At 55.2% G+C, this 15,085-nt stretch carries 11 protein-coding genes; 4 read left to right on the forward strand and 7 right to left on the reverse strand.

Annotation, left to right across the window (positions count from 1 at the left end; genetic code table 11):
• Positions 1 to 31 precede the first annotated feature (31 nt).
• The gene (gene malT / locus NL510_RS02635) at positions 32 to 2,737 is read right to left on the reverse strand and encodes an HTH-type transcriptional regulator MalT (RefSeq protein WP_253381377.1); all 2,706 of its coding nucleotides are present in this window, start codon (positions 2,735 to 2,737) and stop codon (positions 32 to 34) included.
• A 582-nt stretch (positions 2,738 to 3,319) separates the two neighbouring features.
• Here malT and malP point away from each other — a divergent pair.
• Both malP and malQ read left to right on the forward strand, forming a co-directional pair.
• A complete protein-coding gene (gene malP / locus NL510_RS02640; RefSeq protein ID WP_253381379.1) occupies positions 3,320 to 5,713 on the forward strand; it encodes a maltodextrin phosphorylase in 2,394 nt (797 codons plus the stop codon).
• Between the two features lie 9 nt (positions 5,714 to 5,722).
• Positions 5,723 to 7,804 carry a 4-alpha-glucanotransferase gene (malQ, locus tag NL510_RS02645; RefSeq protein ID WP_253381381.1) on the forward strand — a complete coding sequence of 694 codons (2,082 nt, stop codon included), beginning with the start codon at positions 5,723 to 5,725 and terminating at the stop codon, positions 7,802 to 7,804.
• A gap of 49 nt (positions 7,805 to 7,853) precedes the next feature.
• Here malQ and gntT read toward each other — a convergent pair whose 3' ends face one another.
• The 3 genes from gntT to gntX all read right to left on the reverse strand — a co-directional run bounded on the left by gntT (position 7,854) and on the right by gntX (position 10,790).
• Positions 7,854 to 9,170 carry a gluconate transporter gene (gene gntT / locus NL510_RS02650; RefSeq protein ID WP_253381383.1) on the reverse strand — a complete coding sequence of 439 codons (1,317 nt, stop codon included), beginning with the start codon at positions 9,168 to 9,170 and terminating at the stop codon, positions 7,854 to 7,856.
• Positions 9,171 to 9,469: 299 nt separating this feature from the next.
• The gene (gene nfuA, locus NL510_RS02655) at positions 9,470 to 10,045 is read right to left on the reverse strand and encodes a Fe-S biogenesis protein NfuA (protein WP_253381384.1); all 576 of its coding nucleotides are present in this window, start codon (positions 10,043 to 10,045) and stop codon (positions 9,470 to 9,472) included.
• A gap of 61 nt (positions 10,046 to 10,106) precedes the next feature.
• Complete coding sequence (gene gntX, locus NL510_RS02660; protein ID WP_253381386.1) at positions 10,107 to 10,790, reverse strand: DNA utilization protein GntX; 684 nt, start codon at positions 10,788 to 10,790, stop codon at positions 10,107 to 10,109.
• Between the two features lie 36 nt (positions 10,791 to 10,826).
• Here gntX and bioH point away from each other — a divergent pair, with 36 nt between their 5' ends.
• Positions 10,827 to 11,600 (forward strand): pimeloyl-ACP methyl ester esterase BioH, encoded by a 774-nt coding sequence (gene bioH, locus NL510_RS02665; protein ID WP_253381388.1) that lies wholly within the window; start codon positions 10,827 to 10,829, stop codon positions 11,598 to 11,600.
• Between the two features lie 111 nt (positions 11,601 to 11,711).
• Positions 11,712 to 11,981, forward strand: coding sequence for a YdgH/BhsA/McbA-like domain containing protein (locus tag NL510_RS02670; RefSeq protein ID WP_253381390.1), 270 nt, complete (start codon positions 11,712 to 11,714; stop codon positions 11,979 to 11,981).
• Between the two features lie 33 nt (positions 11,982 to 12,014).
• Here NL510_RS02670 and feoC read toward each other — a convergent pair whose 3' ends face one another.
• The 3 genes from feoC to feoA are packed head-to-tail and all read right to left on the reverse strand — an operon-like array spanning position 12,015 to position 14,841.
• Complete coding sequence (feoC, locus tag NL510_RS02675) at positions 12,015 to 12,251, reverse strand: [Fe-S]-dependent transcriptional repressor FeoC (protein WP_253381392.1); 237 nt, start codon at positions 12,249 to 12,251, stop codon at positions 12,015 to 12,017.
• A gap of 10 nt (positions 12,252 to 12,261) precedes the next feature.
• Entirely contained in the window at positions 12,262 to 14,583 is a 2,322-nt protein-coding gene (gene feoB, locus NL510_RS02680) for a Fe(2+) transporter permease subunit FeoB (RefSeq protein WP_253381394.1), read from the reverse strand.
• A 30-nt stretch (positions 14,584 to 14,613) separates the two neighbouring features.
• Complete coding sequence (gene feoA, locus NL510_RS02685; RefSeq protein WP_008503050.1) at positions 14,614 to 14,841, reverse strand: ferrous iron transporter A; 228 nt, start codon at positions 14,839 to 14,841, stop codon at positions 14,614 to 14,616.
• Positions 14,842 to 15,085 lie beyond the last annotated feature (244 nt).

Raw genomic sequence — 15,085 nt, forward strand, 5'->3', positions numbered from 1 at the left:
CCTGTGGGAGAGGGAGAAAGGCCGAAAAAAACTACACCCCGTACCCCATCATCTTCAATAGCTGCTGCGCATGCTGCACCGCATCCTGGCGGTGCGCCACGCCCAGCTTCTGATACAGATTGCGAATGTGCGTTTTGATGGTGGTTGCCGCTACCGCCAGTTCGCCCGCAATTTGTTCATTACTGTAGCCTGAATAGATTAGCCCCAGTACCTGCCATTCACGCTGGGTGAGCGGGCTGGTGCGGATAAGTTCTGGCACTTCCGGGTGGTTTAGCAAACGTTCCACAAAGTTCTCGTCAAAATGGGCAAACTTGTGGCGATGATGCTGGTTAATTTCGCGCAGGATACGCTGGGCGCGATGCTGATCCAGCTCCGGCAATGTGTTGAGTTGAATCAACTGACGCAGCTGTTGCGCCATCCCTTCACCTTCAATCACAAAGTGGCTGATGAAACCGGTGCGGTTCGCCAGCTGTAGCGCTTCAAGCAAGACGCGCTGGGCATCATTTTTACGACCTGCCTGCCAGTAAAGCTGATTAAGCAGCAGCAGATTGCGGTTTAGATCGCTCATCAAACGCAGGCTACGGGCATTTTCATTCAGCTCTTCCAGTACGATTTCGGCAGGTTCAAATTCGCCGAGAAGGATCTGGACGCGGGCAATGTTACGCCACTGGCTTTGCAGGAAGTGGTTGTTAGCAAATTCAGGCTTTGGCGTGTGGCGCAGCCAGTTGGCAGCGGATTTTTTGTCGCCAGTCATCTGCCAGTAAATCACCCGTACTTTATCGGCGTTAGATACCCAGTCGCTATGGTATTGACCATTACCGAGCAGATTCTCCAGGCGGTTGAGGTGGTTACGGGCGTTATCGAGATCGCCGCGTGCCAGCGAGCACTGCACCAGCAGGGCCAGACATTGCAGTTGCTGCTGCGGCTGGAAGCCTGAGAGCACATCCACGCCCTGGCGAGCACAGCTCTCTGCCTCATCCAGGCGTGACCATGCCCACATAAGCTGGGCGCGAATACGCAACAGGAACTCGTGCATCGGCAACTGTTCCAGGTGCTGTTCACGAATAAGCTGGAAGGCTTTTTCCTGATTTTCCCATGCGGCCTGCAGGAACCCCTGAGCAAATAAAATTTCGCTTTGCTGGATAAGGCTCCATAACGCGTAATGCCAGACATCGTGACGGCGCGCCATCTGTTCCGTTTGCTGCATCAGAGAGAGTGAACGGATGAGGTCGCCTTTACAGTGCAGGACCTCACCGTGCACCGACGTTGCTACAATGCGGCTGTAGAAGTTGGCGAGCGGCAGCTCATCCAGCGCGACCATCGCCAGGCGCTCCGCCTCATCCGGGTCGCCATCGTTGATCGCCACCTGGGCGCGCAGCGCGTTAAACTCGCCGTGCAGAGTAGCGTCCATTTCGTTTTCCATCTCCTGCTCGGCCCGCGCCAGCAGGGTATTCACTTCGCTGTAGCGATGCTGGCTTTGCATCAGCCAGGCCTGCAGTAGCACAAGACGCGGATTCTCCAGCAGGCTCTCCCATGGCAGGGCTTTTAACGACTCTTCAAGCAGGGTCAGTTCGCTGTGGTTAAACAGGCCCCACGCGTGGTTGAGCAGAATATCGCGCAACATGCTGGCATCACCTGCGGCAAGCGCGTGGTGGATAGCCTCGCCTGGAAAGCCTTGCGCCATCCAGCTTTCGGCGGCGGCGCGGTGGATAGCCGGCAGTTCAACAGCCAGCTCCCACTGGCAACGCTGGCGCAGGAAGTTGCCAAACAGCGGGTGGTAGCTGAACCATTCTCCGGGATCGTCCATGCGCGTCAGGAACAGGCCCTGACGTTCAATCTCTTCAAGCTGGAGCTGACCATTTTCGCTGCCAGTGACGCGCACAATCAACGCGTCGTTCATGGACCGCAGTAGAGCGCTTTTCAGCAGGAAATTACGGGTGGCGGTATCGACGCTGTTCAGCACTTCATCCACAAGATAATCAGACAGATGGCTGGCATTGATCCCCGAAAGGCGGCGCGCAGACTGCTGTGTCGGGCTGTTATTTTGACGAGCGGACAGGGCGATAAGCTGGAGTGCAGTGGCCCAGCCCGCGACATCATCACACAGGCGGCTACTTTCGGATGCATCAATCGGCGAGTTCAGACGACAGTCAAAAAACTGTTTGGCTTCCTGATGGGTGAAGGCCAACTGTTGGCTGCCGACCTCCAGAAGCTGATCTCGCACGCGCAGGTTGGCGATGCCCAACTGCGGCAGGTTGCGCGAGAGCACCACCAGGGTCAGGTTTTCCGGCTGATGGCGCAGGAAAAATCGCATCGACTCGTGGATCACCGGGTTGGTGACCAGATGGTAATCATCGATCACGACGTAAAGCGGGCGATGCCATTCCGCCAGCTCAATAAATATCTGTGAGAAAAGGGAAGATAAACTGGCGTACTGGCGCTTTTGCGCCATTACCTCGCTGGCGACGCAGTGTCCGTTCGTTGCCTGTTGAATGGCGGCAACCAGATAGCTGGCAAAACGTTCTTGTTGATTATCGCCTTCATCAAGCGAATACCAGCCAAGATCGCTCTTTCCCGCAGCCCATTGCGAAATGAGCGTTGTTTTTCCATAGCCTGCCGGGCTCGTAACCAGCGCCAGTCGGAAATTATGCGCGCCGGAAAGTTTAGCCAACAGACGCTCGCGAACCACCGTGTGGTCAAGACGAACCGGACGACTTAATTTAGATGGAATCAACATAGTTTTCACTTCACTGTGGGGAACGAGAAAGTTATTTTTTTTGCGCTTCGTAATTAATAGATATAAGTTCGGCCAATGGAACAACTATTGCAAGTTATGTCGACGTTTAGTGGCTATGAATTTGCACTCTGTCACAAAACATTCCAATAAAAATGGAACTTATCAAAAATGGCCTGCACACCGCGTGGAAGCTGGCTTGTGTTCATTTAATGCGGTTTCGATAAAACTCGTTTCAGGAAGGTATAATGACGTCAGCGGTAATAAAGTTCAGGTAAAGTTTAGCGAGCGTAATACCCAGTAAGAAAGTACGTATCTGCAAAAATATTATTGTACGTAAGCAATTATGTCTGCGTGAAATCATAACCTGCGAAACGGCGTTTTCTTTTTTTGACATGCTCCCCGGTTATGTTTCTACCCTGAGAGCACACTCACCCTACGCTCTCAGAGTGTCCTTGATCACATTTTTATGCTCATCCTCGCTACTCCTCCCTGTCTAATCCCCTTCAGGATGAGGAAGAGGCGCAGTGAGCCAGGCACACTAGCGCCAACATGTTTTCTCTCTCTACAGGATGCCGATTCCCTATGTCACAGCCTACCTTCAATAAAGCTCAATTCCAGGCTGCCCTGACGCGTCAGTGGCAGCGTTTTGGCCTACATGCTGCAAACGAGATGACCCCGCACCAGTGGTGGCAGGCGGTGAGCGGCGCCCTTGCCGAGCAACTGAATGCTCAACCGGCGGCGAAGCCGGTTAAAGGCCAGCGCCACGTGAACTATATCTCAATGGAATTTCTGATGGGTCGTCTGACCGGCAATAACCTGCTGAACCTCGGCTGGTATCAGGACGTGGGTGAAGTACTCAAAGAACACGACGTCAACCTGACCGACCTGCTGGAAGAAGAGACTGATCCGGCGCTGGGGAACGGCGGTCTGGGACGCCTGGCGGCCTGTTTCCTTGATTCGATGGCAACGGTAGGTCAGCCGGCGATGGGCTATGGTCTGAACTATCAGTACGGTCTGTTCCGCCAGTCGTTCGCCAAGGGTCACCAGATGGAAGCGCCGGATGACTGGCAGCGTAATACCTACCCGTGGTTCCGCCACAATGCGCGACTGGATGTGCAGGTGGGTATCGGCGGGAAAGTGACTAAACAGGGGATTTGGGAGCCTGCGTTTACGATTATCGGTGAGGCATGGGATCTGCCGGTGCTGGGCTACCGTAACGGTGTGACGCAGCCGCTGCGTCTGTGGCAGGCGAAGCACGCCCATCCGTTCAACCTGACCAAATTTAACGACGGCGACTTCCTGCGCGCCGAGCAGCAGGGTATCGACGCCGAGAAGCTGACCAAAGTCCTGTACCCGAACGACAACCACCTGGCGGGTAAAAAACTGCGTTTGATGCAGCAATATTTCCAGTGCGCCTGCTCCGTGGCGGACATCCTGCGTCGCCATCATCTGGCAGGCCGCAAGCTGGCGCAACTGCCGGACTTCGAAGTCATTCAACTGAACGATACGCACCCAACGATTGCGATCCCGGAACTGCTACGCGTGCTGATTGACGAGCATCAGCTAAGCTGGGATGACGCGTGGGCGATAACCAGCCGCACCTTTGCCTACACCAATCATACTTTGATGCCGGAAGCGCTGGAGTGCTGGGATGAAAAGCTGGTGAAAACGCTGCTGCCGCGTCACATGCAGATAGTTAACAAGATTAACGACCTGTTCAAGGTGCTGGTAGAGAAAACCTGGCCGGGCGACAAAGCGGTCTGGGCGAAGCTGGCGGTTGTGCATGATAAACAGGTGCGCATGGCCAACATGTGCGTGGTGAGTGGCTTTGCGGTAAACGGTGTGGCGGCGCTGCACTCCGACCTGGTAGTGAAAGATCTGTTCCCGGAATATCACCAATTGTGGCCAACCAAATTCCACAACGTGACCAACGGCATCACGCCACGTCGCTGGATCAAGCAGTGCAACCCGCTGCTGGCCGGTCTGCTGGACAAGACGCTGAAGAAAGAGTGGGCTAACGATCTCGACCAGCTTATCAACCTGGAGAAACAGGCTGACAACGCCAAATTCCGTGAGCAGTATCGCGCTATTAAGCTGGAGAACAAAGTTCGCCTGGCGGCGTTCGTTAACGTGCGTACCGGGATTGAGATCAACCCAAATGCCATTTTCGACATCCAGATTAAACGTCTGCACGAATACAAACGTCAGCATCTGAACCTGCTGCACATTCTGGCGCTGTACAAAGAGATCCGCGAGAACCCGAACGCCGATCGTGTTCCGCGCGTGTTCCTGTTTGGCGCAAAGGCGGCGCCGGGCTACTACCTGGCGAAAAACATCATTCTTGCCATCAATAAGGTAGCCGCTGCGATCAACAACGATCCGAAAGTGGGCGATAAACTGAAGGTGGTATTCTTGCCGGACTACTGTGTCTCCGCCGCTGAGCTGTTGATCCCGGCGGCGGATATCTCCGAGCAGATCTCCACCGCAGGCAAAGAGGCTTCCGGCACCGGCAATATGAAGCTGGCGCTGAATGGCGCACTGACCGTCGGGACGCTGGACGGCGCCAACGTTGAGATAGCTGAAAAAGTGGGCGAAGAGAACATTTTTATCTTCGGCCATACTGTTGAAGAAGTGAAGGCCATCAAAGCCAAAGGTTACGATCCGGTGAAGTGGCGTAAAAAAGACAAAGTGCTGGATGCAGTACTGAAAGAGCTGGAAAGCGGTAAATACAGCGACGGTGACAAACACGCGTTCGACCAGATGCTGCACAGCATGGGCAAACAGGGCGGTGACCCGTATCTGGTGATGGCGGATTTTACTGCGTATGTCGAAGCGCAAAAGCAGGTCGATGTGCTGTACCGCGACCAGGATGCCTGGACCCGTGCATGCATCCTGAACACCGCGCGCTGCGGCATGTTCAGCTCTGATCGCTCAATTCGTGATTATCAGGCCCGTATTTGGCAGGCAAAACGCTAAGGAAGCGCGATGGAGAGTAAACGTCTGGACAGTGCCGCACAGGCGGCGGGAATTAGCCTCAGTTACATTAATGCTCACGGCAAGCCGCAATCTATTGGTGCGGACACCAAAAGACGTTTGCTGGATGCTATGCATAAATCCGTCGCGAAAGCGTCGGTTGCGCCGGTACCTAACGTTAAAATTTTTACCGCCGGCAAAAAAATGTCGCTGGCGGTCGAAGGACGGGGTGAGTTTAGCTGGTTGCTGACCACTGAAGAGGGACAGCAGCACAAAGGCCACGCGACCGGCGGCAAAGCCCTTAACCTTCCGGCAAAACTGCCGGAGGGCTACCACACCTTAACGCTTACCCAGGACGATCGGCGTTTTCACTGCCGGGTGATCGTCGCCCCCAAACGCTGCTATGAACCGCAGGCGTTGCTGGAAGGTAAAAAGCTGTGGGGTGCCTGCGTGCAGCTCTACACGCTGCGTTCCGACAGCAACTGGGGGATTGGCGATTTCGGCGATCTGAAAAAGATGCTCGCAGAGGTCGGCGAGCGCGGCGGGGCATTTATCGGCCTCAACCCGATCCACGCGCTTTATCCGGCGAACCCGGAAAGCGCCAGCCCGTACAGCCCGTCTTCCCGCCGCTGGCTTAACATCATTTATATTGACGTGAATGCGTTAGAGGATTTCAAAAACAGCAAAGAGGCGCAGGCGTGGTGGAAGCTGGAGACCACGCAGCAGATGCTGAAGCAGGCCCGGGATGCGGACTGGGTGGACTACTCCGCCGTCACGTCTTTGAAAATGGCCGCGCTGCGTCTGGCATGGAAAGGTTTTGCGAAGCGTAAAGACGAGCAGATGTCGGCCTTCCGCCAGTTTGTGACGCGGGAGGGCGAGAGCCTCTACTGGCAGGCGGCGTTCGATGCGCTGCATGCGTATCAGGTGAAAGAGGATGAAATGCGCTGGGGCTGGCCGGTATGGCCTCAGGGGTATCAATCCATTGATACCCCTGAGGTGAAAGCCTTCTGTAAGAAATATGCTGATGAAGTGAATTTTTACCTGTGGCTGCAGTGGCTGGCGTATAGCCAGTTCGCCGCCTGCTGGCAGGTGAGCCAGGGATATAACATGCCGATCGGCCTGTATCGCGATCTGGCCGTTGGGGTGGCGGAAGGGGGGGCGGAAACCTGGTGTGACCGCGAACTCTATTGCCTGAAAGCCTCCGTCGGCGCGCCGCCGGACATTCTCGGCCCGCTTGGTCAGAACTGGGGCTTACCGCCAATGGATCCGCACGTGATGGCGGCGCGCGGTTACGAGCCGTTTATCGACCTGCTGCGCGCTAACATGCAGAACTGCGGAGCGCTGCGTATCGACCACGTGATGTCCGTGCTGCGTCTGTGGTGGATCCCGTATGGCGAAACGGCAGATCATGGCGCTTACGTGCAGTATCCGGTCGACGATCTGCTGTCGATCCTGGCGCTTGAGAGTCAGCGTCATCAGTGCATGGTGATCGGGGAAGATCTCGGCACCGTGCCGGTTGAAATTGTCAGTAAATTGCGCGACAGCGGGGTTTACTCCTACAAAGTGCTCTATTTTGAAAGCGATCATGAGAAAACCTTCCGTGCGCCGAAAGCGTATCCGGAACAATCAATGGCTGTCGCGACGACGCATGACCTTCCTGTACTGCGTGGCTATTGGGAAAGCGGCGATCTGACGCTCGGTAAAACGCTGGGCCTGTACCCGGATGAAGAGATGCTGCGCGGCCTGTATCTCGATCGTGAGCTGGCGAAGCAGGGGCTGCTGGATGCATTGCACAAGCAGGGCTGCCTGCCTAAGCGTGCCGGGCGCAAGGCCTCGCTGATGTCGATGACCTCGACGCTTAACCGTGGCCTGCAGCGCTATATTGCCGACAGCAACAGCGCTCTGCTAGGCCTGCAGCCGGAAGACTGGATTGGTATGGCGGAACCGGTGAACATTCCGGGTACCAGTTATCAGTACAAAAACTGGCGTCGCAAGCTATCTACAACGCTTGAGAAGATGTTTGCCGATGTCGGGGTGAACAGACTGATTAAGGATTTGGATAAGCGCAGAAGGGCGGTAGGTAAGAAGCGGTAGTGTAGGGGCGCGATCGGTATCCTCTCCCCTATGGGGAGAGGGTGAAGGATCAAATAACCCTATCCAACAGCAGAACCCCGATCAGGCCGCACACCGAAATAATCGTTTCCAGCACTGACCAGGATTTAATAGTTTCACCGATAGTCAGGTTGAAGTACTCCTTGAACAGCCAGAAGCCCGGGTCGTTCACGTGAGAGAAAATCACGCTACCGGAACCTACGGCTATAACCATCAGCTCAGGGCTTACGCCTGTGGTGGCAATCAGCGGCGCAACGATACCACCGGCAGTGATGGCCGCTACGGTTGCTGAACCCAGCGCGATGCGCAGAACGGCAGTGATAGACCAGGCCATAAAGAGCGGAGAGAGATTGGTTTCATGCATCATCGCGGCAATATATTTATCTACGCCGCTATCGACCAGAACCTGCTTGAACGCACCGCCCCCGCCGATAATCAACAGCATCATGGCAATGATTTTAATGGAGGAGGTCAGGGTGTCGTTGATCTGATCCATGGAACGACCGCGGTTCAACCCAAAGGTAAACATCGCAATCAGTACCGCAATCAGCGTTGCCATGACCGGGTCACCCAGGAATTCGGCAACCGACAAGAACGAATGACCTTTCGGCAGTACCATCTCTGCGACAGCGCGCATCGCCATCAGGATCACCGGCACCAGTGAGGTCCAGACGCTGACGCCAAAGCCTGGCATCTCTTCCTCGGTGAAGGTTTTCGCACTGTACAGGCCTTCCGGGATTGGCTTATCAATACCTTTCAGGAAACGGGCAAATACCGGCCCTGCCAGAATGACGGTCGGGATCGCCAGAATCGTACCGAACAGCAGGGTTTTCCCCATATCGGCGTGGAAAATGGTGGCGATAGCCGTTGGGCCGGGATGCGGCGGCAGGAAGCCATGCGTCACGGACAGCGCTGCCGCCATCGGCACACCGACGAACAGCAGAGGAATGTTTGCCGCGGCGGCGATGGTGAACACCAGCGGCAGCATCAGCACGAAGCCAACTTCATAGAACAGCGCAAAACCGACGGTAAAGCCGGTTAATACGACCGCCCACTGAATATGTTCCTTACCGAATTTGGCAATCAGCGTGGTGGCAATGCGCTGTGCGCCACCGCAATCCGCCAGCATTTTGCCGAGCATAGCACCGAATCCCATGATCAATGCCAGGCTGCCGAGCGTACCGCCGACGCCCGCTTTTATGGAGCTAATAACCTTAACCAGCGGCATCCCTTGCATCAGACCGACTGCAAGTGCCACCAGAACCAGAGCGATAAACCCGTTCAGTTTGAACCGGATCATCAAGAGCAGTAATAACACAACACCGATAGCGACGATGACTAATGGCATGATTTACCTGACCTGTAAATTGTTATGGGTAACGTCATTGTTTCAACGACACATTCCGATTGTCCCAACTGGGAACAGAGCGTTAATGGCACTAATACTGTTGCCGGTGAAACCATTAAGTTTAGTTGGCTGTGATGAGGGGGTTTAGTGCCCACGAGAATGATACGGGTAACATGATGGGGATGAGAATCACCCTGGCGGGCAAAATTTGAATTATGAGAGGCAGGTCAACATCTGGAGGAGGGAATAAGGGATGGTCGGCCCGGTAAGCGAAGCGCCACCGGGCGATACCGTCGCTCTTAGTAGTAAGAGTGTTCGCCGCGCTGGTGTTCCGTCAGATCGCGAACGCCTTTCAGTTCCGGGAATTCGTTCAGCAGCTGCTTCTCGATCCCTTCTTTTAGGGTAACGTCGACCATGGAACAACCGTTACAGCCGCCGCCAAACTGCAGGATCGCCAGTCCATCTTCCGTAATTTCCATCAGCGAAACGCGACCGCCGTGGCCTGCCAGCTGTGGGTTAATCTGCGATTGTAGCAGGTACTCTACGCGTTCCATCAGCGGCGCATCATCAGACACTTTGCGCATTTTTGCATTTGGCGCTTTCAGCGTCAGCTGAGAACCCAGCTGGTCTGTGACAAAGTCGATTTCAGCATCATCGAGATACGGCGCGCTCAGCTCATCAACGTAAGCCGTGAGCTGTTCAAATTTTAGGGCAGTGTCAGTTTCTTCCACAGCGTCCGGAGGACAATAAGAGACACCACATTCTGCATTTGGCGTGCCTGGATTGATCACAAACACGCGGATCTGCGTCCCTTCTTCCTGATTTGCCAGCAGTTTGGCAAAGTGCGATTGTGCAGAATCGGAAATACGGATCATAGCTTTGGCCTAATAGTTGACTAAATTACCTGGGTATAATAATACGCCCATTGAAGAAGGGCTACAAGGTGCGGCACAGACACCATACCTGAACCGACGCGGCACCGTTTCGCAAAAGTAGTCGGGAAAGTTCAGCAACGGTACTGCCCGTGGTGACGACATCATCCACGATGGCGATATGGAGGCCGTTGACCGCTAATTCAAGGAGGAAGGCGTTTTTAAGGTTTCTTTTGCGCTGTCGGGCGCTGAGCTGATGCTGAATGGCGGTGGCCTGCACACGCTTTAACGCGAAGCCTGGGTAACGACAGCCCAGCCATCGGGCGAGCGGGCGGCACAGCAGATCGCTCTGGTTGTAGCCACGTCGCCAGTGACGGCGTTGGTATAGCGGCACGTTCATCACCATGTCGACTTTCGGCAGTGCCCGGGTGCGCCGCGCCCGTAAAACCGCCAGCAATAACAAGCGGGCAAGGGGCGGCGCCAGCGCGGTCTGGCCGGAAAATTTCAGTTTATGGATAAGGCCGCTTAGCGGCGGAATATAGTCATCCACGGCGACCAGGGCATTCCACGGCGGCGATTTTTTCAGGCAGCGGCCGCAAGGGATAACCCGATTGACCGCCGGTAAACCGCACTGCGGACACCCGGCGAGACGTCCGTCCAGCGAGCGTGTACAGACGGAACAAACCCCCCACCCGCTCAGCGCAAGTGGCATTCGGCATAGCCAGCACAAGCCAGGCACTGTTAGCATGTACAACCTCCATGTAAAAAAAGAGAACAATAGCTGATGAATATGCTGTGGTGGCAGACCGTAGGCACGGGAAATTGCCATCTTGTGCTGCTGCACGGATGGGGACTGAACGCCGAAGTGTGGAATTGCGTTAGTGAGGAACTCGCCTCGCATTTTACACTGCACCTGGTCGATTTACCGGGTTATGGCCGTAGCCGCGCTTTTGGCGCGATGTCGCTTGCTGAGATGGCGCGGCAGGTTCTTGACGCCGCACCGCAAAAAGCCATCTGGCTGGGCTGGAGCCTGGGCGGGCTGGTGGCGAGCCACATAGCGCGTAATAACCCCGAGCGCGTGCAGGCGCTGGTTACAGTGGCATCGTCCCCGTGTTTTAGTGCCCGGGACGCCTGGCCAGGCATTAAACCTGAGGTGCTGGCCGGGTTCCAGCAGCAGCTAAGTGAAGATTTTCAGCGGACGGTGGAGCGCTTTCTGGCTCTGCAGACGATGGGAACCGAAACCGCGCGCCAGGATGCGCGAACGCTCAAGCAAACCGTGCTTTCCGTGCCAATGCCGACGGTTGAGGTGCTTAACGGCGGCCTGGAAATCCTGAAAACGGCCGATATGCGCGCGCCGCTTGTTACGCTGCCTGTGCCGCACCTGCGTATTTATGGCTATCTCGACGGACTGGTCCCACGTAAGGTGGTTCCCCTGCTTGATGCGCTATGGCCAGCAAGTGAATCGCGGGTTTTCGCCAAAGCCGCCCACGCGCCGTTTATCTCCCATCCCCAAGAATTTTGCCCGGCGCTCATCGCGTTAAGTCAACGTCTGGACTGATTATTTTCCATCCAACCTGGAAAAAGTAACACGCCGCAACCATACTCCAGATATCGTTGCGGTTGTTCTGCCGACGATAATCAAAACAACAAACCTATGGAGAGTCAGGTTATGAAACTTGTTACAGGAATTGTCACTTCTCTGGTTATTGGGTCACTGTCTTTTGGGGTGTTTGCAGCTAAAGAGCTGGAAAAAGATAAAGTTAAAGAGATGAATCTGACCAAAGTGGGTGAGATCTCGACGTCAGACACCACCGCGCCGATGGACGCGCGTGAAGAACTTTCGAAGAAAGCCGATGAGCTGGGCGGAACATACTTCGTTGTGACCAGTGCTAATAAAGATTCGAAGAACGTGCGTGCAACGGCGGACGTCTATAAGTAACACGAAAAAGCCGGGCGACGATGTCCGGCTTTTTCAGCGAAGCGCCCACCACTCTCTGAGGCAGGCTTTTCCTTGCGGGCAGCGTCTACAACTGCCGGCGAGGCAGCCGTCCGCGTCTTCCTGAATACGCACGGCTTTTCCCATCGCTTCCAGTCTTGCCAGCATGGCATCGATCATCGGTTGCGGCGTATCCAGGCTGTGGCTTAGCTGTTTCGCTTCCATTCGCCCCTGTAACGCCAGTAAATCACGAACCTGAATCAACGATGCCATTGCGTACTCCTTAGTGACAGTCGCCGGTTTGGCTGCTGCAGCAGCAGGTGGCGGCGGTTTTGCGCGTCGCCAGCAGGTTAATATTCACGCGGCTACGCGCCCGGCGCAGCAGGCCAATTACAATCAGGTTGAACAGAATAACCGCCAGGATGCAGACCAGGCTGTAGCGCGGGTGCTGGCTGAAATTCGCCGCCTGATAAAAGACCGTCGACAGTGAGTACGCGATGTTCAACCCCCACAGGACAGAGAACCCCATCCAGCCGCGGCTCGACTCACGAGCAATTGCCCCCATCACCGAGATGCACGGAATATAGAGCAGCACGAAGATCAGGTAACTGTAGGCCGCAGACGCACTGCCAAATTTCTCGCTCATCACGCCCATCGCGCCGGTTGCCATCTCACCGTCGCCTTTGCTGGCTTCGATGGGGTTTGCCAGCACACTCAGGCTGAAGGTCTCTTTCAGGCTCTGCCAGGTCTCATCGACCGCGCCGAGCAGCTCGTCACCGAGATTAAATTCCGCCGGGTTGAAATCTTGCTCCTGAATATTCTCAGCGGTGTAGAGTGTGTTCAGGGTACCAACAACCACCTCTTTTGCCATTGCGCCGGTGAACAGGCCAACGGTCGCCTGCCAGTTGTCTTCATGCACGCCAATGGGTTTGAAAATCGGCGTGATGACGCGGCTGACAGAGGCGAGCGCAGAGTCGTTAATGCTATCTGCCGCCTGGCCGCTCAGGGTGAAACTGTTCAGCGCGCTCAGGAAGATACTCACGATAACAATGACTTTACCGGCACGCAGCACAAAGCCTTTCAGGCGCTGCCAGGTCTGGATCACCAGGCTTTTAAGATGCGGCACGTGATACACCGGCAGCTCCATCACGAACGGTGACGCTTCGCCGCGCATGATGGTGTACTTGAGCATCAGGCCGGTCAGGATCGCCATGACAATCCCCAGCACGTACAGCGAGAACACCGCCAGCGCGCCCTCCTGTCCAAAGAAGGCCGCCGCGAAGACGGCGAAAATAGCCAGACGTGCGCCGCAGGACATAAAGGGCGCCATCATAATGGTCATCAGACGTTCGCGCGGGGCATCCAGCGTACGTGCGCCCATCACCGAGGGCACGTTACAGCCAAAGCCCACAATCAGCGGCACGAAGGATTTGCCCGGCAGCCCCAGCGACTGCATCAGGCGGTCCATGACGAATGCCGCGCGCGCCATGTAGCCGGAATCCTCAAGGAAGGAGAGGAACAGGTACATCATGCCGATTTGCGGTACCAGCGGCAGTACGGTGTTGATACCGCCGCCAATCCCCTGGGCGAGAAAGATGGTCAGCCACGCCGGGAAGTGAAGGGTGTAACCAACCCACTGGATCCCGTGCACGAAAATTGCCACGGACCCGGCGTCGAAAACAGGCTGGAGCGCGCCGCCGATATTAATCGCGAGCAGGAACATCAGGTACATTACCAGTAAAAAGACCGGCAGACCGAGAGCGCGGCTGAGCACAATTTTATCCACGGCGGCGGTAAAACGGCTCGGCTCAGCCGTCAGGGCATTGCTGACCACGTCGCAAATCGCGGCGATGGATTGATAACGCGCATCGGCGATGTGCAGCGCCGGGTCATCAAGTTCATCACTCAGACGGGCCAGCGCGGCGTCGAGTTTATCTGCGGCATCGCCAGCATAGGCCCGGCTGTAAATATCGCCTTCCAGCATTTGCAGCCCAAGCCACTGTCGTTGTCTGGCGGGCATGCTGTGGTCCATCTCCTGGGCCAGTTTGTCGGCTTCACGCAGCAGCGGTTGAGCATAGTGCACCAGCTCAACGGGGACATTGCCTGCGTGGCGGTCAATGGCCAGCTTCAGGGAATCGATGCCGCGGGCACGGGTAGAGACCAGCGGAACCACCGGGCAGCCAAGTCGCGCGGAGAGGGCATCAATATCAATACGTAACTTTTGCTTTTCCGCGATGTCGAGCATGTTGAGCGCCACGATGCAGGGAATACCCAGTTCCAGCAATTGCAGCGTCAGATAAAGATTGCGCTCCAGATTAGAGGCATCCACCACGTTGATGAGCAAATCAGCATCACCGCTCAGAATGTAGTGGCAGGCAATCTGCTCATCAAGGGAGGTTTGTGACGAGATAGTGGTTAACGAATAGGTGCCGGGCAGATCAACCAGGGTGACCTGATTATCTGTTGTGGTGAACTGACCTTCTTTGCGTTCAACCGTCACGCCTGCCCAGTTACCGACGCGCTGTCGTGCACCCGTTAACTGATTAAATAGCGTGGTCTTGCCGGAATTAGGATTGCCAATTAAGCCAATAGTTAACTTTTTCATTATAGGGGACTCACTGAAGCCGCGGGCTTGTTATCGGGATAACGCTTCGACTTCTATTAAGGCGAGGTCTTTCTTACGCAGTACCAGATTGACGCGTCGGGTTTCGATATGAACAGGATCGCCCAGCGGTGCAACGCGCACCACCTGGAATGAAGAGCCGGGGAGCATGCCCAGCGACAGCAGCTTTTGCCGATAGGCCGGGCTAATTTCACGGGTAAAACCGGTAATTTTCCACGCACTGTCTGGAGTGAATTGCATAATGCCTGATTCCACGGGAGGTTAAATAATCTACACTATGATGATAATGAGAATAGTTTCTATCAGCAATGATAATACTGTGAAGGAATAGGGTTAAGGGTATTAATTTGCGGTTTTATTGATCTGGCTCAATGTTTGCAGAATTACCAGGAAACCAATAAAAAAGGTATTTGTTAATAGGATGATAAATAATGGTTTAAATATATGTATGCAATCGGTTTCATATTTTTGATCTCTTTCACCA

This window comes from unidentified bacterial endosymbiont, assembly GCF_918797525.1.
Classification (GTDB): domain Bacteria; phylum Pseudomonadota; class Gammaproteobacteria; order Enterobacterales; family Enterobacteriaceae; genus Enterobacter.